Annotated in this window: 21 protein-coding genes; 6 read left to right on the forward strand and 15 right to left on the reverse strand. The window is 71.8% G+C overall.

Annotation, left to right across the window (positions count from 1 at the left end; all coding sequences use genetic code 11):
- Nucleotides 1-49: 49 nt before the first annotated feature.
- The gene (locus tag O7616_RS03315; RefSeq protein ID WP_282305559.1) at nucleotides 50-403 is read left to right on the forward strand and encodes a hypothetical protein; all 354 of its coding nucleotides are present in this window, start codon (nucleotides 50-52) and stop codon (nucleotides 401-403) included.
- On the opposite strand, the gene O7616_RS03320 is transcribed toward O7616_RS03315, so the two are convergent.
- From O7616_RS03320 to O7616_RS03340, 5 genes are all read right to left on the reverse strand, one after another.
- Nucleotides 348-1757 (reverse strand): class II fumarate hydratase, encoded by a 1410-nt coding sequence (locus tag O7616_RS03320; protein WP_282305560.1) that lies wholly within the window; start codon nucleotides 1755-1757, stop codon nucleotides 348-350. The genes O7616_RS03315 and O7616_RS03320 overlap by 56 nt on opposite strands.
- Nucleotides 1758-1792: 35 nt before the next feature.
- Nucleotides 1793-4774, reverse strand: coding sequence for an AfsR/SARP family transcriptional regulator (locus O7616_RS03325; protein WP_282305561.1), 2982 nt, complete (start codon nucleotides 4772-4774; stop codon nucleotides 1793-1795).
- Between the two features lie 257 nt (nucleotides 4775-5031).
- Nucleotides 5032-6699 (reverse strand): fumarate hydratase, encoded by a 1668-nt coding sequence (locus O7616_RS03330; protein ID WP_282305562.1) that lies wholly within the window; start codon nucleotides 6697-6699, stop codon nucleotides 5032-5034.
- Between the two features lie 158 nt (nucleotides 6700-6857).
- Entirely contained in the window at nucleotides 6858-8267 is a 1410-nt protein-coding gene (locus O7616_RS03335) for a PQQ-binding-like beta-propeller repeat protein (RefSeq protein WP_282307516.1), read from the reverse strand.
- Between the two features lie 161 nt (nucleotides 8268-8428).
- On the reverse strand, nucleotides 8429-8932 hold the full coding sequence (locus O7616_RS03340) for an Lrp/AsnC family transcriptional regulator (protein WP_282305563.1): 504 nt from the start codon (nucleotides 8930-8932) through the stop codon (nucleotides 8429-8431).
- A 139-nt stretch (nucleotides 8933-9071) separates the two neighbouring features.
- Here O7616_RS03340 and hppD point away from each other — a divergent pair, with 139 nt between their 5' ends.
- The 4 genes from hppD (at nucleotide 9072) to hisC (ending at nucleotide 13222) form a co-directional block, all read left to right on the forward strand.
- Nucleotides 9072-10277, forward strand: a complete 1206-nt coding sequence (gene hppD, locus O7616_RS03345) for a 4-hydroxyphenylpyruvate dioxygenase (protein ID WP_282264106.1) — start codon at nucleotides 9072-9074, stop codon at nucleotides 10275-10277.
- An 11-nt stretch (nucleotides 10278-10288) separates the two neighbouring features.
- Nucleotides 10289-10999: an RDD family protein gene (locus O7616_RS03350; protein ID WP_282305565.1), complete on the forward strand. Its 711-nt coding sequence runs from the start codon at nucleotides 10289-10291 to the stop codon at nucleotides 10997-10999.
- 67 nt (nucleotides 11000-11066) lie between these two features.
- Nucleotides 11067-12122: an RDD family protein gene (locus tag O7616_RS03355; RefSeq protein ID WP_282305566.1), complete on the forward strand. Its 1056-nt coding sequence runs from the start codon at nucleotides 11067-11069 to the stop codon at nucleotides 12120-12122.
- Nucleotides 12119-13222 (forward strand): histidinol-phosphate transaminase, encoded by a 1104-nt coding sequence (gene hisC, locus O7616_RS03360; RefSeq protein ID WP_282305567.1) that lies wholly within the window; start codon nucleotides 12119-12121, stop codon nucleotides 13220-13222. The genes O7616_RS03355 and hisC overlap by 4 nt, the downstream gene beginning before the upstream one ends.
- A 60-nt stretch (nucleotides 13223-13282) precedes the next feature.
- Here the strand turns inward: hisC and O7616_RS03365 are convergent, their stop codons facing one another.
- The 9 genes from O7616_RS03365 to O7616_RS03405 all read right to left on the reverse strand — a co-directional run bounded on the left by O7616_RS03365 (nucleotide 13283) and on the right by O7616_RS03405 (nucleotide 20533).
- Nucleotides 13283-14311, reverse strand: coding sequence for a hypothetical protein (locus O7616_RS03365; RefSeq protein WP_282305568.1), 1029 nt, complete (start codon nucleotides 14309-14311; stop codon nucleotides 13283-13285).
- Between the two features lie 58 nt (nucleotides 14312-14369).
- Nucleotides 14370-14912, reverse strand: coding sequence for a hypothetical protein (locus tag O7616_RS03370; protein WP_282305569.1), 543 nt, complete (start codon nucleotides 14910-14912; stop codon nucleotides 14370-14372).
- A gap of 59 nt (nucleotides 14913-14971) precedes the next feature.
- On the reverse strand, nucleotides 14972-15508 hold the full coding sequence (locus tag O7616_RS03375) for a hypothetical protein (RefSeq protein ID WP_282305570.1): 537 nt from the start codon (nucleotides 15506-15508) through the stop codon (nucleotides 14972-14974).
- An 89-nt stretch (nucleotides 15509-15597) separates the two neighbouring features.
- Nucleotides 15598-15948 (reverse strand): LPXTG cell wall anchor domain-containing protein, encoded by a 351-nt coding sequence (locus tag O7616_RS03380; RefSeq protein WP_282305571.1) that lies wholly within the window; start codon nucleotides 15946-15948, stop codon nucleotides 15598-15600.
- A 101-nt stretch (nucleotides 15949-16049) separates the two neighbouring features.
- Nucleotides 16050-17306 (reverse strand): PQQ-binding-like beta-propeller repeat protein, encoded by a 1257-nt coding sequence (locus tag O7616_RS03385; RefSeq protein ID WP_282305572.1) that lies wholly within the window; start codon nucleotides 17304-17306, stop codon nucleotides 16050-16052.
- 153 nt (nucleotides 17307-17459) lie between these two features.
- Nucleotides 17460-17942: an SRPBCC family protein gene (locus O7616_RS03390; protein WP_282264092.1), complete on the reverse strand. Its 483-nt coding sequence runs from the start codon at nucleotides 17940-17942 to the stop codon at nucleotides 17460-17462.
- A gap of 144 nt (nucleotides 17943-18086) precedes the next feature.
- Nucleotides 18087-18296 carry a DUF397 domain-containing protein gene (locus tag O7616_RS03395; protein WP_088987326.1) on the reverse strand — a complete coding sequence of 70 codons (210 nt, stop codon included), beginning with the start codon at nucleotides 18294-18296 and terminating at the stop codon, nucleotides 18087-18089.
- A 174-nt stretch (nucleotides 18297-18470) separates the two neighbouring features.
- Nucleotides 18471-19667 carry a fumarylacetoacetase gene (gene fahA, locus O7616_RS03400; RefSeq protein WP_282305573.1) on the reverse strand — a complete coding sequence of 399 codons (1197 nt, stop codon included), beginning with the start codon at nucleotides 19665-19667 and terminating at the stop codon, nucleotides 18471-18473.
- On the reverse strand, nucleotides 19664-20533 hold the full coding sequence (locus O7616_RS03405) for a hypothetical protein (RefSeq protein ID WP_282305574.1): 870 nt from the start codon (nucleotides 20531-20533) through the stop codon (nucleotides 19664-19666). Before O7616_RS03405 ends, fahA begins: the two co-directional genes overlap by 4 nt.
- Nucleotides 20534-20627: 94 nt before the next feature.
- Here O7616_RS03405 and O7616_RS03410 point away from each other — a divergent pair, with 94 nt between their 5' ends.
- Nucleotides 20628-21794, forward strand: coding sequence for a cupin domain-containing protein (locus tag O7616_RS03410; protein ID WP_282305575.1), 1167 nt, complete (start codon nucleotides 20628-20630; stop codon nucleotides 21792-21794).
- Between the two features lie 149 nt (nucleotides 21795-21943).
- Here O7616_RS03410 and O7616_RS03415 read toward each other — a convergent pair whose 3' ends face one another.
- Nucleotides 21944-22972, reverse strand: coding sequence for a tetratricopeptide repeat protein (locus O7616_RS03415; RefSeq protein ID WP_282305576.1), 1029 nt, complete (start codon nucleotides 22970-22972; stop codon nucleotides 21944-21946).
- Between the last annotated feature and the right edge of the window lie 10 nt (nucleotides 22973-22982).

Genomic DNA, 22982 nt, shown 5'->3' on the forward strand with positions numbered 1-22982 from the left:
AGGCCGGGGTGATGCCACAAACGAGTCAGCTCGAAAGGACGGCAACACCATGTCCTGGACCGCCCTGGACGACCGAGCGACGACGCCACGCCGACCCCACCTGCCGCTGCGCCCGCTCTGGCTCTGCCGGGTCTGCGCCGCGCCCTGGCCGTGCCCGGTGGCCCGGCTCACCCTCTGTCAGGAGTACGCCGACGACCGGATCGCGTTGAGCGTCTACCTGTGCACGGTCCTGCACGATGCGGCTGCCGACCTGTACCGGCTCAACCCGCACGACGGCCCGGACCCGGCCGCGCTCTTCACCCGCTTCCTCGGCTGGGCGAAACCGCGCGGCGACCGCGTCGAGCAGGTCAGGGGTGAGTCATCCGAAGCAGGTCCAGCGTCTCGTCCAACTGGGTCTCGGTGAGCTTGCCCGAGTCGACGTGCCCCCGGGAGATCACCACCTCGCGGATCGAGGTCTGCTTGGCCAGCGCCTCCTTGGCGATCGAGGCCGCCTCGTCGTACCCCAGGTGGCGGTTGAGCGGGGTGACGATCGACGGTGAGCCCTCGGCGTACGCCAGACAGACCTCGGCGTCCGCGACCAGGCCGACCACCAGCCGATCGGCGAACAGTCGGCTCACCGCGGACAGCAAGCGGATCGACTCCAGCAGGTTGCGGCCCATCACCGGGAGCATCACGTTCAGCTCGAAGTCGCCCTGCGAACCGGCGAAGCCGACTGTCGCGTCGTTGCCGATCACCTGGGCGCAGACCTGCCGCATCGCCTCCGCGACGACCGGGTTGACCTTGCCGGGCATGATCGACGAGCCGGGCTGCAGGTCGGGGATACGCAGCTCGCGGAGACCGGCCCGGGGGCCGGAACCCATCCACCGGATGTCGTTCGCGATCTTGTAGAGGCCGACGGCCAGGGTCCGCAGTTGGCCTGAGGTCTCCACCAGCGCGTCGCGGGCGCCCTGCGCCTCGAAGTGGTTGCGTGCCTCGGACAACGGCAACCCGGTCGACTCACGCAGCTTCTCGATCACCGCGGCGGCGAAGCCGAGCGGGGTGTTGATTCCGGTGCCGACGGCGGTGCCGCCAAGCGGCAGCTCGGCCAGTCGGGGCAGCGAGCCCTCCAGGCGTTCGACGCCGTAGCGGACCTGGGCGGCGTACCCGCCGAACTCCTGGCCCAGGGTGACCGGCGTGGCGTCCATCAGGTGCGTGCGACCGGCCTTGACCACCGTTTCGAACTCCGCCGCCTTCGCCTCCAACGTGGCGGCGAGGTGGTTCAGCGACGGCAGCAGGTCCTCCACGATGAACTGGGTGGCCGCCAGGTGGATCGAGGACGGGAAGACGTCGTTGCTGGACTGCGAGGCGTTGACGTGGTCGTTCGGGTGCACCGGCGAGCCCAACTCCCGGCTGGCCAGGGTGGCGATCACCTCGTTGGTGTTCATGTTCGACGACGTGCCCGAGCCGGTCTGGAAGACGTCGACCGGGAACTGGTCGTCGTAACCACCGTCGGCGACGTGCGCGGCGGCGGCGGTGATCGCGGCGGCCACGTTCGCGTCGATCACGCCGAGCTCGCCGTTGACCTCGGCCGCCGCACCCTTGATCTGCGCGAGGGCCTTGATCTGGGCCGGCTCGATGCCTCGGCCGGAGATCGGGAAGTTCTGCACCGCACGCTGGGTCTGCGCCCGCCACAGCGCCTCGGCGGGCACCTCCACCTCGCCCATCGAGTCACGTTCGATGCGGTAACCGGTCGCCTCTGGAGTCGTCACGCGTACCATCCTGCCGCGCCGATGGCCGACTCGCAGATGATCCGTCAGCCCAACTCGGCCAGCAGCCGTTCCGCCTCGTGCCGATCCGGCACGTCGATCTGGCGGTACAGGGACAGCGCCCGGGTCAGGTGGGCGCGAGCTGCCGCCGGGTCGGTCGTCCGCAGGCAGCGGGCGATGCCCTCCAGGGCCCGGCCCTGCTCGTAGCGTGCACCGAGGCCGGAAGCGTCGACCAGCACCCGACGATGCAGGTCGAGGGCGCTCGTCACGTCTCCCTGCTCCAGGATCGCCCGGGCCAGGAGGTTACGGGAGGCGCACTGGCCGACCCGGTCGCCGGCATCGACCATCGCCACCAACGCCTCCCGGTGCAGTGCGGCGGCATGATCCGGCCGTCCGGCGTTGCGCTCCAACACAGCGATCTCGTTGATCACCTCCCCCTCGCCGAAGCGATTACCATCGCGTCGTTTGAGGTACAGCGCGGTCCGCAGCAGACGGCGAGCAGGACCGAGATCCCCCATCCGGTGCCGCACCATCGCGAGGTGCCCCATCGCATTGTTGATCTGCCGGAAGTCCTTCGTCTGCCGGGCCAACTGCAGGTGCAACCGAGTCAGGCGCAGCGCGTCGTCGTACCGGCCTCCACCGATCAACGCGTAGGACAGGTTGTTCAACAGGTTGGTCAGCGCGTGAGCGTCGGCCGGAACCCGGACCAGACCGAGTGCCTCGTCGAACTTCGCCTCGGCCTGCCGGAGGTCACCGTTCGCCGCGTAGGAGATACCCAGGTTCCACAGCGTGGTGAGTACGTCGCTGCGCAGCCCGAGCTGACGGCGCAGCCTGAGCGCCACCTCCATCGTCCTGATCGCCTCCGGGAAACGGGCCAGCCGGAAGTACGCCGAGGAGAGGTAGTTGAGCATGGTGGCGACCGCCGCCTCGTCGCCCAGCCGTCGGGCGACCCGAAGCCCGATCGTGTGGGTCTCGATCAGCTCGTCCAGGTGCCCGCCTTCGAAGTTGAGCCGCCAGCAGGCCCGCGCCAACTGCCAGCACTCGACCGGGAAGTCCTCCTCCTCGGCCACGCGGACCAGGGCGGTGAGGCCGGGGTGATTCTCCTCGAACCACGCGCGCTTCCTGGCCACCGGCACGCCCAGCAGGTCGGGTCGGCCGGGCGTACGCACCGGAAGGTTGCTGCGGCTGCCGGCCGCCTCGATCGACCGGGCGATCGCCAGCGCGACGGACAGGTGATGATCCAGCAGCCGTTCCACCGCGCCTCGGCGCTCGGCCTGCCGCTCCGGGGGTGCGAGCAGCAGCCGGGCGTAGTCGCGAAGGAGGTCGTGCAACCGGAACCTGCCCGGCGGTGCCTCTTCCACCAGGTGCGCGTCGACCAACTCGTCCAGCACGTCCTGCGCGTCGCCCAGCGGCAGGTCGGCGAGGGCGGCGGCCACCTGGACGTCCAGGTGGCCACCCGGATGGAGGCCGAGCAGCGCGAACAACCGCTGCGCCGACGGTGAGACCTGCGCGTACGACAGGGCGAACGCCTGCCCCACCGAACGTTCGCCGGCGGTGAGCTCGGCCAGCGGGCCCGCCCCGGTGACCAGCCGCTCGACCAGGTCGGCGACCCGCCAGCGCGGCCGGTGAGCCAACCGAGCACCGGCCAACCGGATGGCGAGGGGAAGGTGGCCGCAGCGACGCGCCACCTCGGCCGCGGCCTCCGGTTCCGCGGCGACCCTCTCCACACCGGCCACCCGACCGAGCAACTCGATCGCCTCGTCGGGGTCGAGGACCGGCAACGACGTCGGCCGGCCCTCGTCGAGCCCGACCAACCGGCGACGGCTGGTGACGAGGACCAGGCAGTGCGAGCCGTTGGGCAGCAGGGGCTCCACCTGGTCGGCGGTGGCCGCGTTGTCCAGCACCACCAGGGCACGCAGGCCGGCCAGTTCCGTCCGCCAGAGCGCCAACCGGTCGTCCGGGTTCTCCGGCAACCGCTCCGGCGGCACGCCGAGCTGACGCAGCAGGGTCGCCGCGGCGGTGGCCGGCGTCAACGGTCGGCGTTCGCTGTGCCCGTGCAGGTCGATGAAGAGCTGCGCGTCGGGATAGCGGTCGACGAGTGCGGTGGCGACGTGCACGGCGAGCGCGGTCTTGCCGCTGCCGGGCATCCCGTCGACCAGTTGGATGCGACTGCCGTCCTCCTCGATCTGTTTGACCAGACGGGCCACCGTCTCCTGCCGGCCGACAAAGTCACCGATCGCCCGGGGCAGCGCACGGATCGGGCCGACTGGTCGGGCCTCCCGGCCGGCCAGAGCCAGGTCGCCGGCGAGCACCCGCTGGTGCATCTCCTGCAACGCGGCGCCTGGTTCGATGCCCAGCTCGTCGGCGTAGAGACGACGGCCCTCCCGGTAGACCGCGAGTGCGTCGGCCTGCCGCCCGACCGAGGAGAGCGCCAGCATCAGTTGACCGCGTAGACGCTCCCGAAGCGGATGCCGGTCGACGCTCTCGGCCAGCTCCCCGATCAGCTCGGTGGCCCGCCCGAGGCGCAGCTCGACGTCGACGCACTCCTCCAAGGCGTTGAGGCGCTGCTCGTCAAGTGCCTGCGCGCGACGACGGACGCTGCTGCTCGGGATGCCGCCGAGCGCCGGACCTCGCCACAGTGCCAGGGCGGCGCGGAACTCCGTACCCGCTTCGGCCAGGCGACCGGCCGCGACGGCGGCACGGGCGGCCTCCACACCTCGGGCGAACACCTGAGCGTCCAGGTCGGCCGGTGCGGTGCGGATGCCGTAGCCGGCCGGGTCGGTGACGATGAGCTCAGGCGCCAGCCCGAGTTCGGTGAACCGGCGGCGCAGCCGCGACACACAGGTCTGCAACTGGGCTCTGGCGGTGGCCGGAGGGCGCTCCTCCCACACCGCGTCGACGAGTTCGTCGACCGGTACCAGCCGGCCGAAGCGCAACAGCAGCATGGCGAGCACGATCCGGTCGCGCCCTGCCGTGACGGTGGACTCGCCACCGCCGACCCGCAGGGGTCCCAGGATCCCGAACCGCATGTGCTCTCCCGCATCGGTGATGCAACTTCCAGCAGAGTAGTCCGACGGTGACTGATCGCCTCGGCCAGGCGAGAGTGACATGAGAGTGGATCGACAGTGGCGCTCAGCAGACTCGCTGTGCGTTGTCGGTGACGGCATCCGACGGGGGCGGTGCGCCCGTCCCACCCCAGCGGGGCGGGCGTACCGATGTCGGTAGAGCACGGACGACAGAGGGGCGCCGGGCGAGTTCGCCCGGCGCCCCTTCGCGTACGTGTCGGTCAGCGGCGGCCGATGGTGAGCACCGGTTTGGTGACCTCGGCGAAGAAGTCGTTGCCCTTGTCGTCGACCACGATGAAGGCCGGGAAGTCCTCCACCTCGATCTTCCAGACCGCCTCCATGCCCAGCTCCGGGTATTCGAGGACCTCGACGTGCTTGATGCAGTCCTGGGCGAGGCGGGCGGCGGGGCCGCCGATCGAGCCGAGGTAGAAGCCGCCGTGCTGCTGGCAGGAACGGGTCACCTGACCGGAGCGGTTGCCCTTGGCCAGCATCACCTGGGAGCCACCGGCGGCTTGGAACTTCTCCACGTAGGCGTCCATCCGACCGGCGGTGGTCGGGCCGAAGGAGCCGGACGCGTACCCCTCGGGGGTCTTCGCCGGGCCGGCGTAGTAGACCGCGTGGTCGCGCAGGTACTGCGGCATCGGCTCACCGGCGTCCAACCGCTCGGCGATCTTGGCGTGGGCGATGTCCCGGGCGACCACGAGCGGGCCGGACAGCGACAGCCGGGTCTTCACCGGGTACTTGGACAGCTCGGCGCGGATCTCGTCCATCGGCCGGTTCAGGTCCACCCGGACGACCATCTCGGCGTCGAGCGAGTCGTCGGTGACCTCGGGCAGGAACCGCGCCGGGTCGGTTTCGAGGCGCTCCAGCCACACGCCCGACGGGGTGATCTTGGCGACCGCCTGCCGGTCCGCCGAACAGGAGACGGCGATCGCGACCGGGCAGGACGCGCCGTGCCGGGGCAACCGGACCACCCGTACGTCGTGGCAGAAGTACCTGCCGCCGAACTGCGCGCCGATGCCGAAGTTGCGGGTCAACTCCAGCACCTCCGCCTCCAACTCCAGGTCCCGGAAGCCGTGCGCGCTCATCGAGCCGGAGGTGGGCAGCGCGTCGAGGTACTTGGCGCTGGCGTACTTCGCGGTCTTCAACGCGTACTCGGCGGAGGTGCCGCCGATGACGATGGCGAGGTGGTACGGCGGGCACGCGGCGGTGCCGATGAGCCGCAGCTTCTCCTCCAGGAACTGCATCATCCGCGTCGGGTTGAGCAGCGCCTTGGTCTCCTGGTAGAGGTACGACTTGTTGGCCGAGCCGCCGCCCTTGGCCATGAACAGGAACTTGTACGCGTCCGGGTGCCCGTCCGGGTCCTCGGCGTACAGCTCCACCTGCGCCGGCAGGTTGCTGCCGGTGTTCCGCTCGTCCCACATGGTGAGCGGGGCGAGCTGGGAGTAGCGCAGGTTGAGCTTGGTGTACGCCTGGTAGACGCCCCGGGAGATGGCCTCGGCGTCGCCCCCGTCGGTCAGCACGTGCCGGCCTCGCTTGCCCATCACGATCGCGGTGCCGGTGTCCTGGCACATCGGCAACACGCCACCGGCGGCGATGTTGGCGTTGCGCAGCAGGTCCAACGCGACGAACCGGTCGTTCGGCGAGGCCGCCGGGTCGTCGATGATCGCCCGGAGCTGGGCCAGGTGCGCGGGGCGCAGGAAGTGCGCGATGTCGTGCATCGCCTCGGCGGTCAGCGCGGTGAGCGCGGCCGGCTCCACGGTCAGGAACCGGCGGCCTCCCGGGCCGTGTACGACGTCCACACCCTCATCGGTGACCAGGCGATAGTCCATCTGGTCCGGGCCGGTCGGCAGCAGAGGGGCGTACGAGAATGCGGCGGCACTGCTCATGAGCGGCAAGCCTAGGGCAGACCGGTCGATCACTCCCACCCGCCGGGCGCGTCCTGGGACGCCGCTCTCATCCGCCGCGCGTCGAACGCCCGACCCGTCGTGCCGACGAGCAGGTGAACCCCGCCCAGCCGTCGTGCCGACGAGCAGGTGAACCGTGCTCAGCCGTCCTTGCCGCCCTCCGGCTCCGGACACAGCTCACCCTTCGGCCCGCAGTCGCCGTTGTTCGGCCCGCCGGGATCGGTGCCGCCCGGGGCGGGATTCCCACCGTTGCCGGGGGGTCGGGCGGGCGAGCCCCCGGACGCGCCGAAGCGGACGTACCCGATCTCCCGCCCCTCACCGACGATCATGCCCTGTGACCCGACGGCGAGGGCGTTCGCCGAGGTGCGCAGAGCGGCCAGCTCCCGGCCGCTGCGCGGGTCCACGGCGACCAGCCGGGACGGCTTCTCGTCGGCGACCACCGCCGCGTACGGGGTGAGCGCGGCACCGGCCTTGCCACTGGCCGGGCGGGTCCAGAGCACCTTGTCGGTGCCCAGCTCACGGGCGACCACCGAGCGCTTGTCGGCGGCCCGGAACACCGCCACCCGATCGTCCACCGCGATCAACTTGGTGCCCGCTTCGCCGACCCAGAGCAGCCTCCCGTCGTACCCGTCGATGACCGCCTCGCGGCCGTCCGGGCCCACGCCGATCAGCACGTTCCGGCCGCCCTGCGGGTCCTCCCGCTGCACGCAGCCGGCGGAGTCGGCGGTACGCAGGTTGACCCCGGCCCGCTGCCAGGCCTCCTGCCCGGTCGCCGGGTCCCGGGCGGAGATGGCGAAGTAGCAGGCCCCGTCCTGGGAGCGGGCCGCGATCCGCAGCATCCGGCCGCCCACCACCGACAGCCGCTCGTCCCGGGCGGGCTCGACGTTCTGCAACACCCGGCCGGTGGCGGTGTCGACCACGTGCACCCGTCCGTCCACCGGGAAGCCGAGCAGCGGCGGCGCGGTCTCCGCCCCGGCCACCCCGTCGTCGATCCGGGTCGCGGTGAGTCGACGGGTGCCGCGCAGGCCCGGGTTGTCGGCCAGTAGGCCGCTGTGCACACCGGGCAGGAAGGCCGTCCAGAGCGGTGCGGTCCCGCGCGGATCCCAGGCACTGAGGGTGCAGTCGGTGGCATCGGTGCAGCGGGCGTCGAGGAGCAGATTCCGGTACGTCCAGACGGCCACCGCGTCGTCGTCGCGTCGCCGGGTCGCGCCGGTGGTCGGGTCGAGCAGCTCGTACCCCTTGACCAGGAGCTTGCCCACGGCGACGACCGCGTCCCGGTCGCCGCCGGCCACCGCCGACCAGTCGGCCTTGCGCTCCCAGAGCTGCGCGCCGGTGGCCAGGCTGCGGGCTTCGACCCGGGTGCGCTGCTCGACCACGACGGCGTCGCCGGCGATCGTCACGCTGCGCGGAGTCCCACCGACCCGCTGCTGCCACACCACGTCGGGCTCGGAGATGGGTTCGCTGCGGTCCACCCATTCCCACAGACCGGGGAAGGGGTTCCACACGCCGGTCGCGGCGAGGGCGACGACCACGGCGACGCCGAGCAGCAGCCCACCGCGCACGCTCCCCTTCGCCACCCGCACACCGTAGCCACGATCGCGGATCTTCCGTACGCCCGCGCCGCCGTGTCGCCACGCTTTCTGGGCTCGGAGGTGTTAGGGCGTGTGTCGAAGCCCCTGGCCGGCCGGCGGGCCCGGACGACGACCGGGCCCTAGAGCGCCTTTCCATCGGCCCGGACGGCGCTGCGCACCAGCGGCAGCGTGCGGTACGGGATCTGCTCGGCCAACGCGATGATCGTCGACGCCCGGGTGATGCCGGCGGACGACACGATCTGGTCGATGACCCGTTGCAAATCGGTGTTGGAGCGGGCCACGATCCGGCAGAGCAGGTCGCTGGAGCCGGTGATGGTGTGCGCCTCCAGCACCTCGGGGATGGCCGCCAGGTGGGCGGTGACCGGGTCGTGGCCGTGCCGCTGGCTGATTTCCAGGGTGACGAAGCTGGTCACCCCGAACCCGATCGCGGCCGGTGCGATCTCCGGGCCGAAACCCTCGATGACCCGCCGCTCCACCAGTTTGTCCAGCCGCGCCTGCACGGTGCCCCGGGCCACCCCGAGCCGCCGGGAGCACTCCAACACCCCGATCCGCGGCTCCTCGGCGAGCAGTTCGATCAAGCGCACGTCGAGCGCGTCGAGCTGTACATTCTGCTCACCATTCATGGGTCCAGACCATACCGAATGTGCAACCTGACCAGCACTTCCGTCGACAGTTGCCCACCCGGCGCCGGGCCAGCGATCCTCGCCACAAGAACCGACAACGGCGGCCCACGAGGCCGGCCGGTACGCGAGGGAGCCCACCATGACCCAGGCGATCGACCGACCCCAGTCGACCGAGGACGTCGACGTCGACCGGCTCGTCGGCGCTGTCGACCACGACATCAGCCACGACCCGTTCCCGGTCCGGGGTCTCGACCACGTGCACTTCCTGGTCGGCAACGCCAAGCAGGCCGCCCACTACTACTCCACCGCCTTCGGCATGACCTGCGTGGCGTACCGCGGTCCCGAGCAGGGCTACCGGGACCACGCCCAGTACGTGCTGACCAGCGGCTCGGCCCGCTTCGTGCTGACCGGCGCGGTGCGCCCGGACGCCGACGGCACCGAGCACGTGGCGAAGCACAGCGACGGGGTCAGCGACATCGCGCTGGAGGTCCCGGACGTCGACGCCGCGTACGCGCACGCCATCGCCCAGGGCGCCGCCAGCGTCGTCGAGCCCCACGAGGTGACCGACGAGCACGGCACCGTCCGGATGGCCGCCATCGCCGCGTACGGCGACACCCGGCACACCCTGGTCGACCGGTCCCGCTACACCGGCCCGTTCCTGCCCGGCTTCGTGGCCCGCGGTCCGATCGTGGACCGGCAGCCGATGATCGCCGCCGGCATCCAGCCGAAGCGCTTCTTCCAGGCCGTCGACCACGTGGTCGGCAACGTGGAGCTGGGCCGGATGGACGAGTGGGTCGAGTTCTACAAGCGGGTGATGGGCTTCTCCAACATGGCGGAGTTCGTCGGCGACGACATCGCCACCGACTACTCGGCACTGATGAGCAAGGTCGTGGCCAACGGCACCCGCAAGGTGAAGTTCCCGCTCAACGAGCCGGCCGTCGCCCGCAAGAAGTCCCAGATCGACGAGTACCTGGAGTTCTACCAGGGCCCGGGCGCCCAGCACATCGCCGTCGCCACCAACGACATCCTGGCCAGCGTCGACGCGATGCGCGCCGCGGGCGTGGAGTTCCTGGACACCCCGGACTCGTACTACGACGACCCGGAGCTGCGCGAGCGCATCGGCAAGGTGCGGGTGCCGATCGAGGAGCTGAAGGCCCGCAAGATCCTGGTCGACCGGGACGAGGACGGCTACCTGCTGCAGATCTTCACCAAGCCGGTGCAGGACCGCCCGACCGTCTTCTTCGAGCTGATCGAACGGCACGGTTCGCTGGGCTTCGGCAAGGGCAACTTCAAGGCGCTGTTCCAGGCGATCGAGCGTGAGCAGGAAGCCCGCGGCAACCTGTAACACTTGCGAGCGTGACGCAGCCTCCGTCGTACCCGACGCCGCCGGCCGGTGGGCCTCAGCCCGCCGCCGGCGGCGTCGTGCCGCCGCCCGGACCACACCCCCAGGGGTACGCCGCGCCGCCGCAGTACGCCCCACCCGGGTACGCCCCACCGCAGTGGTACGCCGGACCACCCGGCCCGCCGCCACCTCCGCCGCTGAGCCCGAGCGGTCAGCCGCTGGCCGGCTTCGGTGACCGGTTACTGGCCTGGCTGATCGACATGGCGTTGGCGACCGCCGTCCTGCTGGTGCTGTTCATGCCGGTCTTCATCGTCCTGTGGTGGCGGATGTTCACCGAGCTGCACCAGACCAACCCGGACGGCACCCTGGTGGAGCCCGACCCGCGTACCTTCTTCCTGGAGTTCCTCCTGCCGATCCTGCTGCTTCAGCTCGCGCTGTTCGTGCTGATGCTCGGGCTCTACTGGCTCTACCACGTGGAATACCTCAAGCGTGGCGGTCAGACCCTCGGCAAGAAGGTCATGAAGCTGCGGGTGGTGCCGCTCGACCCGACCCGCACGCTGGACCGGCGGATGGCCGCCCGACGGTGGTTGGTGCAGCACGTGGCGGGCTCGCTGGTCCCGGGGTGCAGTTACGCCGACGGGCTGTGGCAGCTCTGGGACAAGCCGTGGCAGCAGTGCCTCCACGACAAGTTCGCCGGAACCGTCGTCGTTAAGGTGTCCACGTGAGCGAGCGAACCAGCAGGCCTATTGGCGTGGCGTCTCGCGCCGTCGCGCAGCGAAGCGGAGCGACGGCGTGAGCGTGCAACCCGGCTGGTACGTCGACCCCGCCGACACCGAGACCCGACGCTACTGGGACGGCGAGGGTTGGCTCGGCGCGCCCATCCCCGTCGACGCCACCCCGCCGGACGGTCCTCCGCCGGTCGAGCCGGTCACGCCGGCCGCGGCCCCGACCTCCGGCCCGGCCGCCCCCGGCTCCGAAGCCGTCGCGCCGGGTGGGCCGCCGCACCAGGGCCCACCCACCGGGTACGGCCCGCAGTCGGGATACAACCCGCCGCCGGGACCGGGCTGGGGCCCGCCGCCGGGACAGGGCCCGGGCTACGGCCCACCACCGGGACAGGGCCCGGGCTACGGCCCACCACCGGGACAGGGCTGGGGACCACAGTCCGGCCCGCCTGGTTGGGCACCTCCGGGCGGACAACCCGGCTGGGTGCCGCCGGCTGGTCACCCCGGCTGGCCGGGACGACCGCCCGAGCCGAGACCGCACGGTCACCGGCTGGCCGGTTACGGTCGCCGGCTCACCGCCCGGCTGATCGACTTCGGCCTGATCTTCGCATTGAACGTGCTGGTCAACGGCTGGTTCGTCTGGCGCTGGGCGCAGGAGTGGGCGCCGTACTGGCAGGAGTTCTTCCGGCGCGTCGCAAGCCGCGACACGTCCGCCGAGGGCATGCCGATGCCCGGCGAGCAGGCGGGATCGCTACTCGTGGTGATCTTGCTGATCGCCACCGCGCTGTGGCTGGCGTACGAGGTGCCCTCCATGGCCTCCGGTGGGCAGACGTTCGGCAAGCGGTTGATGCGGATCCGGGCGGTGCCGATGGCCGCCGATGAGCCGCTGGGCTTCGGCCGGGCACTGAGCCGGTGGAGCACGCTGGGCCTGCCGACGCTGCTCTGGTACTGCGCCGGGATCGGCCTGGTGCTGCAACTGATCGATGCCCTCTCCCCCCTCTTCGACCATCCGCTGCGCCAGGCGCTGCACGACAAGCGCGCGCAGACGGTGGTCGTCGAAGTTCCCTACCGCCCCGGTCCCGCCCCCTCGGACGACCGCAACCAGCCCCCGGGAGAAACCCCATGACCGACTCCGGACGTCACCAGCCGGCTCTGCGGCTGACCCGCGCCGACCTGGACGCGTTGCCCAACTACGTGCCCGGCCGCAGCCCCGCCGACCTGGCCCGGGAGTTGGGCCTGCCGGAGGCCGTCAAGCTGGCCAGCAACGAGGTGCCGTACGGGCCGCTGCCCGGCGTGGTGGAGGCGGTCACCGAGGCGATCACCGCCTCGCACCGCTACCCGGACATGGGCGTGGTCGCGCTGCGCGACGCGTTGGCCGAGCGGTACGGCGTGGACGCCGACCGGATCGCCACCGGCTGCGGGTCGGTGGCGCTCGCCGAGCACCTGGTCCGGGCGACCTGCCTGCCCGGGGACGAGGTGCTCTACTCGTGGCGCTCCTTCGAGGCGTACCCGATCATCGCGGCGACCAGCGGCGCGACGAGCGTGCGGGTGCCCAACGACGCCGGGCACGGGCACGACCTGGCGGCGATGGCCGCGGCCGTGACCGACCGGACCCGGGTGATCCTGGTCTGCAACCCGAACAACCCCACCGGCACGGCCGTACGCCGGGCGGAGCTGGACGCGTTCCTCGACGCGGTGCCGGACGACGTGCTGGTGGTGATCGACGAGGCGTACCGGGAGTTCGTCACCGACGCGGAGGTGCCGGACGGGCTCGACTACCTGGACCGGTCCAACGTCGCGGTGCTGCGCACGCTGTCCAAGGCGTGGGGGCTCGCGGGGCTGCGGATCGGTTGGCTGGTCGCCCAGCCGGCGGTGGCTGCCGCCATCCGCAAGGTGGCCACCCCGTTCTCCACCAGCACCGCCGCCCAGGCCGGGGCACTCGCCGCGTTGACCCAGGCCGCCGAGATGGAGCGCCGGTGCGCCCTGGTCATCGCCGAGCGGGACCGGGTCACCGAGGCGCTGCGCAAGTTCCAGCCCGACGTGCCGACGAGCCAGGCCAACTTCGTCTGGTTGCCGCTGGCCGACCGGTCGGTGGATTTCGGTAAGGCGTGCGAGGCGCGCGGCGTGATCGTGCGGCCGTTCGCCGGTGACGGCGTCCGGGTCACCATCGGCACCCCGGCGGAGAACGACGCGTTCCTGGCGGCTGCGGAGGCGGCGCTGGCCTGACTGCGAGCATTCGGTCGGTCCGGTTCCCTTCGCTGTCCCCGGGGACCGGACCGACCGACGTCAGGCGGCTGGTACGGGCTCCTGAGTTCGCAGCCGTCGGCGGTAGACGTACACCACCAGAAACGTCAGCACCAGGCCCGAGGCGACCAGTCCACCGGTGAGCAACTGGCGAGACTGATCCTCGCTGCTCGCCCCGGCGGGCACCGGACCGAACGTCACGGCGCCGGTCGCGGTGCGTTTGGTCCAGCCGCTGGCCAGCGCGAGCGTTGCGGCCCAGGGACCGTCCGGGAGCCGGCGGTCGAGCAGCACCCGGACCGTGGCCCGACCGTCCAGCGGTAGCGTCCCCGCCTCGACTTTGACCGGGCCGGCGGCGAGGCCACCCGGCCCGTCGCTGAGCCGCAGCTCGCCGGCCAGGTCGAGCGCGCGACGACCGGTGTTGCGTACCTCGGCGGTGACGAACGGCGTCCCCTCGGCGTCCCGACCACCGGTGAGCGGGCCGACGTCGAAGCCCGACGGGGGTTCACCACCGGGGCCCACCGAGAGGTAGACCCGGATGCCGACCCGGCCGACACTCCGGACATCCGACCCGTCCGTCCCGGGCACCTCGGCCCAGACGACCGCGTACCGCTCGCCGGCCTCTGCGGCGGACGGCACCGTGATGGTCGCCAGCGCCTCGACCTCCTCGTCGGGTGCGAGCGCCTCCTCGGTCGGAGACACGGAGATCCAGCTGCTCAGCTCGTTCTCGGTCCGGTCCGGGGCGAACTCGAATCCGTTCTCGGAGACGCTGGCGGCAGCGGCGTAGAGAGTCACCTTCCGGTGGATCTCAGACGAGTTCCGCACCTCGACCCGGCGCTTGATCGTCGTGCCGGGCTTGACGTGGTCGACGATGTACTTGTACGCCCGGGTGTCATCACGCCGGTCCACCGGGGCGTCGAGTAGCCGAATCCCCACCCCGGCCGGCTGCGCATCAGGGCTGGGCGTGGTCGACGGTTCTCGCGACCCCGCCGCCGGCAGGTCGGCCTCGGGCAGGGTGGGCTCGGCGAGTGCCGGCGGCCGCTGCGCGGCGGCGGACACGGATCCTGCGGCCATCGCCGGCGCCCCGGCCGCGACCAGGAGGGTCGCGGCCAGGGCGAGGGCGCCGGCCCGATCACGCCACCGAATGGGTGATCACCCCCGAGTAGGTACCGCCCACGGCGGTCGCCGGGATCGTGATCCGGATGTCCGGTGCCCAGCTCGCCGAGTTGGCGCCGGAACCCGACGTCTTCGAGAAGGCGGTGCGGGGGACGTTCAGGACCACCGCGTCGGCCTGGGTGGGTTGTCCGGGGACGAACGTGCCGGTGCCACTGGTGGCAGTGGCCGCACCGGACCAGTACTCCACGTTGTTGGGCGTGATGGTCTCCTCGGGAGTGCCGCCGCCCGTTGTGAACGAACTACTGGTGACGGTGGCCACCCAGGTGGCGGCGAGCGCCGCCCGTTGGTCGCTGACCGTCACGGTGCCGAGTTCACCGGTGATGCTGTTGCCGGCGAACACGGAACCGAGGTTGACAGCGGCCGGAACGACGATGTTCAGGTCGGCGGTGGCGATGGTGAAGGTGACGATGGTGTCACCCGACGGGGCCGCCGCGGCGGGCGAGGCCAGTGCTACCACGGCGGCCGCACCGGCGGTCAGGGCAAGAAGTGGCTTCCTCATGCCGTTGACACTAGGCAGCGGACCATCTCGGAACCCCAAGAAAAGGGATGAATCACCCATCAGGCGACAGAGTGGGTGATTGTTCCCCGATAGGTCCCTGCGATGATGCCGGTCGGGATGGCGACGCGAATGGTCGGCACCCAGACGACCATGTTGTTGCCATTGCCGCTCGTCTTCCGGAACGCCTCTCGGGTCGTACTCAGAGACACCGCCTGAGCGGCGGTGAGCTGACCCGGCACCAGGACGCCGCCACCGGTACTACGGACCGCCGGACCGGACGAGTAGAAGATCTGGCCACTGGCGATCGTTCGTTGCGCGCCACCCGCACCCGTGATGAACACGGTGGCGGAGACGGTCGCGACCCAGGTGTTCGGGTTGACCGGCCCGCGGGAGTCGCGCACCTCGACGGGGCCGAGCTGGCCGGTCAGGGAATTCCCCACGATGCCCGAGCCGAGGTTGACCGACGCCGGCACGAGGATGTCCACCCCGACGGTCCGGGCGAGCGTGATTGTCCGCGTGGCAGTCGGTGCGGCCTCGGCCGGCACCGGGAAGAGCAGGACGATGATCGAACCCAACAGGGCTGCCAGGAGTCGCACAACGAGACTATAGATAACTTATGTCCGTTTTGTCGAGCGTCAGCCGGTCGTTGCCTCGACGGGCCAGCTCGGGCGACGGCGACGGGCTGTCAGCTCGGCCGACGGCGACGGGCTGCGAGCCACCCGATGAGGACCAGGGCCGCGCCGAGCGCGGCGAACAGCAGCACCGACCCGCCCGATCCGGTCACCGGCAGCTCACCGCCGTGACTGGGGGTGGGTTGGGGTGGCGCCGTCGGCGTGGACGTGGGCGGCGGCTGGGTCGGCGACGCCGGCAGGATCTCGAAGGTCACGCCAGTGCCCACCGACGGCTCGGCCCGGACGGCACCGAACGCTCGCACCGAGGCGGGGTCGGCGGCCAGCACCGGCGACACCGCCAACGCCAGGGTCGCGGCGGCGGCAAGCGCGCCGCCCACCACACACTGGGCTGCTGTCCCGACCATGCGCCGACCCCTTCCACCGGAAACCCGAACCGTGAAAAAAATACCCTTTCTGAACAAAGGGTTCAGTTGGTTCGGTGTGCCCGGGGTCGAAGACGCCACGATCAGGTGGCGGCCAGGATCACCGCCTCCCCGGTGTAGTAGTAGCGCTGGTCATCGCCGGTGGGGTCGACCGGCTTTCGGAGCCGTTCCACCGCCACGAACCCGTCCTCGGCCGCCACCGCCCCGGGCGCCCACCCGGTCCCGTCCGAGCCGACGTTGAGCACGAAACGGGACAACTGCCTACCGGTCGTCGGATCCAGCGTCACCAGATCGTTCGCCTCGGTCAGCAGGTGCACCCGGCCCGGCTGCCCGGCCAGCACCCGGGCCGCACCCAGGTCCGCAGACCGCCACAGCTCGCTCCCCGTACGCGCCGACCGGCCCACCACGACCCCGTCGAGCACGGCGACGGACTGCTCACCGACCAGCGCCGCGCCGGCCTGGTCCAGCGCGGGAGCGGCAACCGGCGAGCCGGCGTCCAACAGCCAACCCCGACCGCCCTCGTCACCCGGCCCGACGGTCCGCAGCCCCAGACACTCCGACCGGCCGGTACGACAACCGAGCGGCGTCACCACCAGGTCGTCAGGACCGCCCGGCGGTCGCCAGCGCTCACGTACCTCGCCCGTCGCCGCGTCCCGGAACTCGACAGTGGCCGCCCCGGCGCAGGTGTCCAGACCGATCAGCTGCCCGTTGGCGGTGGTGCCGATATCGCTACGGCACCCGTCGGGCAGTTTGACCCGCCACAGCTGCCGGCCACCACTCAGCTCGACCCCACTCGCCTCGGCAGCCCCGGTCACCAGCAGCACGGCCCGCCCGTCGGGAAGGTCGGTGAGTTGGAGCCCGGCCGCGTCCCAGACGATCGCCGCCCCGGTACGCCGCACCGGCACCGCGCTCCCGGCGGGCTCCGGGCCGTCGGCTCGCCAGAGCACCCCGCCGGTCCGGGCGTCGAGCGCGACCAGTCGGCCGTCGGACCAGCGGCTGACCACCGTACTGCCGCTGGCCACGATGCCGGTCAACTCCGCCGGCCAACGCCGGTAGGACCAGAACGGGCTGGTCCGGTACCGCCCGTCGACCGGCCGGTCGGCGTAGACCTGACGGTGTGCGGCGTACACCCGCAGCCGCTCGTCCACGATCAACGGGGCGACCGGAAGCCGGCCGATCACTCCGGCGGGCGGTCGGGCGGGGGCCGGGTAGTCGCCTCTCGCCAGCGTGCTCACCTCTGCCGGCGCGAGCACCCGGTGCACGATGACCGCGACGGCCGCGGTCGCGAGCAGCGCCGCGACCACCACCACGAGCCGTCGCCGACCCCTCGGGAACCCCATGCCGCACCTCCGCCCGGCACCCTACCCAGCGGAACCGGCCGCACCGTGCTCAGGTCACGGCGACGGCGCTAGCGCTCGGTGCGGCTCGGGCCGGTCGACGGCCAGTGCGGCTCGGACCAGTCGGCGTTCGGTGCGCTGCGTACCGGCCGGCGGTCAGGCGGCTTCTAGTGAGGTGCCGACGCTCGCCGCCGCGGCCAGGTCGGCGAGATCGCGCCGGAGCGCCACCTCGACCGCCCGCGCGGCGAGGCCACCGAGCAACAGCGCCACCACCCGGCCGTACGGGTCGGTCGGCACCGCCTCCTGCGCGACGGTGATCGCCGTGCAACCCCGGCGGCGACGGCGGACCGGACGCAGGGTCCAGGTGATCCGGTAGTCGACGCCGGCACCGGAGGAGACCAGCACCAGCCGCTGCGGAGCGAGTGCCTCCACCACCAGGAACTCCTCGCTGAGGGCGCCGCCGTCGGGTTGGGCGCGCTCCTCGCGCCAGGCGGTGCCCGGGCCGAACGGCCCCGGGGTGAGCACCTCGATCGGGCCGGTCGCGCTCAGCCGGGCCGCACGGCCGGGCAGGTCGGTCAGCAGACGCCAGACATCGACGGCGTGTGCCTCGATGATTCTGGTAACCGCCACCGTCGACATGCCACCCTCCCGTGTCCCCGACGGTACGCGGAGTGAGGGCCGGACGGGGCCCCCGGGACGGAATTCCCACCACCCGGAGGCCACTTCGTCCGATTGGACGGCTGCTCGGCACCGGGCGTCGTCGACCGGTGCCGAGGCTTTCGGTCAGCGCTCGAAGCGACCAGCCCGAATCGCGCCGATGAAGGCTGTCCACCCCGGCGGGCTGACCGCGAGTGTGGGGCCGGCCTGGTCCTTGGAGTCGCGGACCGCCACCAGACCGTGGACGTCGACCAGGTTGTCCGCCACCTCCACGCAGAGCCCCTGGTCGTTGGAACGGCTACTGGTACGCCAGATCGCGCCCGCAAGATCGTGCATCGTCGTTACCTCCGTGTGCGATGAATGCCCCACCGCAGCCGGCCGGGCAGTTCCCGGCCCGGATTGCGCGGCGAGGCAACAGGATCCGGACGATCAACGGATCAACCACTGCCGGTTATCGCACGGGCTGTGCGATAACCGGTCCCGTGCACGAGACGGATGGAATGCGCCCGCTCAGACGGCCGGACGAACCGTGCCGGTGACCTCGCCGAGGGCGATGGTCGTGCCGTCCGGGCCGGGGGCGGTGGCGGTGATGGTCACCGTGTCGCCGTCGGCCAGGAAGGTGCGGGTCTCGTCGCCCACCTTGACCGGCTCCGCCCCGCCCCAGGTCAACTCCAGGAACGAGCCGACCTGCGACCGGTCCGGGCCGGAGACGGTGCCGGAGGCGTACAGGTCGCCGGTGCGCAGTGACGCGCCGTTGACGGTGAGGTGCGCCAACTGCTGCGCCGGCGTCCAGTACATGGTGGCGAACGGCGGCTCACTGACCGGCTCGCCGTTCCACTCGACCACCAGTCGCAGGTCCAGGCCCAGGTGCGGCACGTCACGGAGGTAGTCGACGACCGGCGGGTCCTGGTCGGGAGCGGGGACGAAGGCGCCGCCGAGCGCGTCCAGCGGCGTCACCCAGGCCGACACCGAGGTGGCGAACGACTTGCCGAGGAACGGCCCGAGCGGCTGGTACTCCCAGGCCTGGATGTCCCGGGCCGACCAGTCGTTGACCAGCACCACACCGAACACGTGGTCGGCGAAGTCGTCGACGGCGACCCGCTGACCCAACGGACTGGGTACGCCCACCACGAAGCCCACCTCGGCCTCGATGTCGAGGCGTACCGAGGGGCCGGTCACCGGGCCGTCCGGGGAGGGGCGCTGCCCGGTCGGTCGGATCACCGGCGTGCCGGAGACGACAACGGTGCCGGCCCGCCCGTGGTAGCCGATCGGCAGGTGCTTCCAGTTCGGCAGCAGCGGCGGCTGACCGGGGCGGAAGATCTGGCCGACGTTGGAGGCGTGGTGCTCGGACGAGTAGAAGTCGACGTAGTCGGCCACTTCGATCGGCAGCAGCAACTCCACGTCCGCGAGGGGCACCAGCAGCGGTTCCACCGCGGCCCGGTGCGCCGGGTCGGTCAGCAGCTCGATGATCCGCTGCCGGGTCGCCGTCCACTGGGGACGGCCGAGCGCCATGAAGTCGTTGAGGGTGGGCCGGCACAGCGCACCGGCGGCCAGCACCAGGTCCGCGGCCTCCGCCGCGGCCAGGTCGAACACCCACGACCCGATCCGTACGCCGATCCGGGGCTGCCCCCCGTCGGTCCGGAACACCCCGTACGGCAGGTTCGTCACCCCGTACGGCGAACCCTCGGCGCCGGTCACCCAGGTCATGCGTCGTAGCCCCCGTTCACCAGCCCAAGCCGGATCAGATCGGTCAGTGGTTCCAGGATGCTGCACGAGCCGAACCCGACCCACAGTGGGCGCGGCGAGTCGAGCCGCCCGCTCGCGCGCTCCAGCAGTGGGCGCGGGTCGACGACGGTCAGCAGCTCGGCGACCGTCTCCATCCGGTCGCCGTCGGCGGCGGCCAGGGCGGCGGCCAGCACGTTGGCGTAGCCGTGGTGGGTGAAGCCGGTCTCCGGGTCCAGGTGCCGGATCGCCTGGTGCAGTCCGGCGGTGAGCTTGAACGGGAGGGCCCGGTCCCGGCAGGCGCAGATCACGGCGGCCAGCTCGGCCGGTGTGGGGAAGAGTTCGGCGGCCAGGCCACCGGTACGGAATTTGGCGGCGATCGGCACACCGTCGGCGCGGGCGGCGGCCAGCGCGTCCAGCGCGCCCATCAGCCCGAAGGTCAACGGCAGCTCGGCGTAGACGGCCTCGACACCCGGCATCGCGTCGGTGAGCCGCAGCAGCTCGGTGATGCCGGGCAGCGGGTCCTCGCCGCGCTTGGCGACCGCCACCTCGACCTGGCGGGCCGTGACGCCATCGGGTGCCAGGAACGACAGCGCGAACGGCAGTCGGGCGATCCCGGTGTCACCGATCAACCCGATCACCAGGCCCTCGCCCGGGTGGACGAGGCCGGTCAGCTCCCCGGCCGCGACGGTCGAGGCGGGGACGAGCAGGGGCCCGACCAGGTCGGCGTACCAGTCGGTGCGGTGTCGGCGGTGAGCAGCGAGCGCGTCGGGGAGCGTGGCGCTGCCCGGCGGGAAGACGGCGGCGTCGTCCACCAGGCCGTCGAGGAGTGCGGGCACCTGCGTTGACACGGAACAAGAATGTACGGGACGCTACGAGGAACGGACAACAGTGTCCGATTATCGGACACTGTTGATCGGTGAACGGAACAAATCGGGAGGCGAGATGCCGTACTACCGCAGCGTCGGCGACGTGCCGCGCAAGCGCCACACCCAGTTCCGTCAGCCCGACGGGACGCTCTACGCCGAGGAGCTGATGGGCCAGGAGGGCTTCTCCTCCGACTCGTCGCTGCTCTACCACCGGCACGCGCCCACCGCGATCCTGGCCGCCGACGAGTTCGCCCCGCCCACGTTCACCCGGACGCCGAACCTGCCGCTCAAGCCCCGCCACCTGCGCACCCACAAGCTGGACACCGGCGGCTCCGATCCCGTCCTCGGCCGGCAGTACCTGCTCGCCAACGACGACGTTCGCATCGGGTACGTGCTCGCCGACCGGCCCTCACCGCTGTTCCGCGACGCCACCGGCGACCACTGCCTCTACGTCGAGTCGGGCACCCTGCGGGTCGAGTCCCCCTTCGGGGTGCTGGACGCGGTCGCCGGCGACTACGTCATCATCCCCACCTCGACCATCCACCGGCTGGTGCCCACCGGCGACCAGCCCGTCCGCCTGCTCACCGTCGAGGCGTCCGGGCACATCGGCCCGCCCAAGCGCTACCTCTCCGTACGCGGCCAGTTCCTGGAGCACTCGCCTTACTGCGAGCGCGACGTCCGCGGCCCGGGCACCCCCCTGCTCGTCGACGGCGAGGAGGTGGAGGTGCTGGTCCGCCACCGACGGGGTTGGACCCGCTACGTCTACGCCCAGCACCCGTTCGACGTGGTGGGCTGGGACGGGCACCTCTACCCGTGGGCGTTCTCCATCCACGACTTCGAGCCGATCACCGGCCGCATCCACCAGCCCCCGCCGGTGCACCAGACCTTCCAGGGCCCCAACTTCGTCATCTGCTCGTTCGTGCCCCGCAAGGTCGACTACCACCCGGACGCGATCCCGGTGCCGTACAACCACCACAACGTCGACTCCGACGAGATGCTCTTCTACACCGGCGGCAACTACGAGGCGCGGCGCGGCTCCGGCATCGAGCAGGGCTCGATCTCCCTACACCCGTCCGGTTTCACCCACGGCCCCCAGCCGGGTGCGGCCGAGCGTTCCATCGGTGCGGACTACTTCGACGAGCTGGCCGTCATGGTCGACACCTTCCGTCCCCTTGACCTCTGCGATGCCGCAGGCGCCTGCGAGGACGAGGGGTACGCCTGGACGTGGGCGCGGTCTGTCTAGTCGCCCTCTGGGGGTTTCGCCGGAGCCCACCCGCTCTGGGCGGTCAGGCTTGATCCCGACGCGGGTGGGCTCCGGCGAAACCCTGACGTGGGCGGGCTATCCGACGCTTGTTGATCTTTTGGGTTACGCCGAGCGTCGAGTCGGTTGGGTTAGCGGATCGCGGTTCTGGTGAAGACGGCCAGCTCGGCTACCGCCGTGACCGCGATGGCCAGCACCAGGGGCCACGGGGAGCCGACCACCGCGTACACCAGCAGCAACAGCGGCGCGGCGGCCACGGCGTAGACCGCCAGGGCCATCGCCCGGTCCGAGTGCAGCATGGCCGGTAAGACGGTCCGGGTGAGCCCCGGCAGCCGGGCCGCGAGCTGCCAGACGACGATCCCACCGGTGAGCGCGGCGAGCACCGCCAGGACCCGGGAGAACCCGCCGTTCGCCGCAGCCGCGACCGCGACCAGCACCGCCGCCACCAGCGACCAACCCGCGCCGTAGAGCACCAGGCGGTGCAGGCCGTACGCCAGGGTGCGCGGCGAGTCGATCCGGCTCGGGCTGACCGTGACCGCCTCGGCGACGTGCTCCAACGCCTCCGACCAGCGACGCTGCTCCAGTCGCATGACACCGACGTCGTGCCCGGCCTCGGCGATGCGGGGATCGAGCCGCAGCGCCTCCCGGTAGGCCCGCTCCGCCAGGTCGAACAGGTCCAGCCGGGCGGCGACCAGGCTGAGCACCAGATGCGCCTGCGGCTCCTCCGGGGCCAACTCGACCCCACGCCAGGCCGCGTTGAGTGCCGGCTGCCCGTTGCGGGCGTCGGCCAGGATCGCCGCGGCGCTGCGCTGGGCGTACGCGTCGGCCGGGCCCAGGGCGAGGATCCGGTCGGCGGTGGCCGCCGACTCGGAGTAACGCTCCAGGTCGGCCAGCGCCATCGCCCGGACGACGAGTGGTGGCAGTGCCTCCGGTGCGGCCGCCACGGCCCTGTCGGCGGCGGTGAGCGCCTCGGCCGGGCGGCGGGCGGCCAGCTGCACCCGGCCCAGCATGGTGAGGGCATCCACGTCGTCCGGCTGGAGCGCCAGCCCGTAGGTCAGTTCACCGGCCGCCTCGTCGTGGCGGCCGAGTTCGGCGAGGAGTTGGGCGCGCTGGACGTAGCCGTCGGCGGCGGACCGGTCGGGGGCGGGGTCGGTGGACATCGCGGCGAGC

Source organism: Micromonospora sp. WMMD964, assembly GCF_029581455.1.
Lineage (GTDB): Bacteria > Actinomycetota > Actinomycetes > Mycobacteriales > Micromonosporaceae > Micromonospora.

Bases quoted from the DNA above. Each gene is read 5' to 3' on its own strand.
- hisC (WP_282305567.1), top strand. From the start codon at position 12,119: ATGACCGACTCCGGACGTCACCAGCCGGCTCTGCGGCTGACCCGCGCC.
- O7616_RS03380 (WP_282305571.1), bottom strand. From the start codon at position 15,948: ATGGTCGGGACAGCAGCCCAGTGTGTGGTGGGCGGCGCGCTTGCCGCC.
- O7616_RS03340 (WP_282305563.1), bottom strand. From the start codon at position 8,932: ATGAATGGTGAGCAGAATGTACAGCTCGACGCGCTCGACGTGCGCTTG.
- O7616_RS03395 (WP_088987326.1), bottom strand. From the start codon at position 18,296: ATGCACGATCTTGCGGGCGCGATCTGGCGTACCAGTAGCCGTTCCAAC.
- O7616_RS03390 (WP_282264092.1), bottom strand. From the start codon at position 17,942: ATGTCGACGGTGGCGGTTACCAGAATCATCGAGGCACACGCCGTCGAT.
- O7616_RS03315 (WP_282305559.1), top strand. From the start codon at position 50: ATGTCCTGGACCGCCCTGGACGACCGAGCGACGACGCCACGCCGACCC.
- hppD (WP_282264106.1), top strand. From the start codon at position 9,072: ATGACCCAGGCGATCGACCGACCCCAGTCGACCGAGGACGTCGACGTC.
- O7616_RS03320 (WP_282305560.1), bottom strand. From the start codon at position 1,757: ATGGTACGCGTGACGACTCCAGAGGCGACCGGTTACCGCATCGAACGT.
- O7616_RS03410 (WP_282305575.1), top strand. From the start codon at position 20,628: ATGCCGTACTACCGCAGCGTCGGCGACGTGCCGCGCAAGCGCCACACC.
- O7616_RS03365 (WP_282305568.1), bottom strand. From the start codon at position 14,311: ATGGCCGCAGGATCCGTGTCCGCCGCCGCGCAGCGGCCGCCGGCACTC.
- fahA (WP_282305573.1), bottom strand. From the start codon at position 19,667: ATGACCTGGGTGACCGGCGCCGAGGGTTCGCCGTACGGGGTGACGAAC.
- O7616_RS03325 (WP_282305561.1), bottom strand. From the start codon at position 4,774: ATGCGGTTCGGGATCCTGGGACCCCTGCGGGTCGGCGGTGGCGAGTCC.
- O7616_RS03385 (WP_282305572.1), bottom strand. From the start codon at position 17,306: ATGGGGTTCCCGAGGGGTCGGCGACGGCTCGTGGTGGTGGTCGCGGCG.
- O7616_RS03330 (WP_282305562.1), bottom strand. From the start codon at position 6,699: ATGAGCAGTGCCGCCGCATTCTCGTACGCCCCTCTGCTGCCGACCGGC.
- O7616_RS03370 (WP_282305569.1), bottom strand. From the start codon at position 14,912: ATGAGGAAGCCACTTCTTGCCCTGACCGCCGGTGCGGCCGCCGTGGTA.
- O7616_RS03415 (WP_282305576.1), bottom strand. From the start codon at position 22,972: ATGTCCACCGACCCCGCCCCCGACCGGTCCGCCGCCGACGGCTACGTC.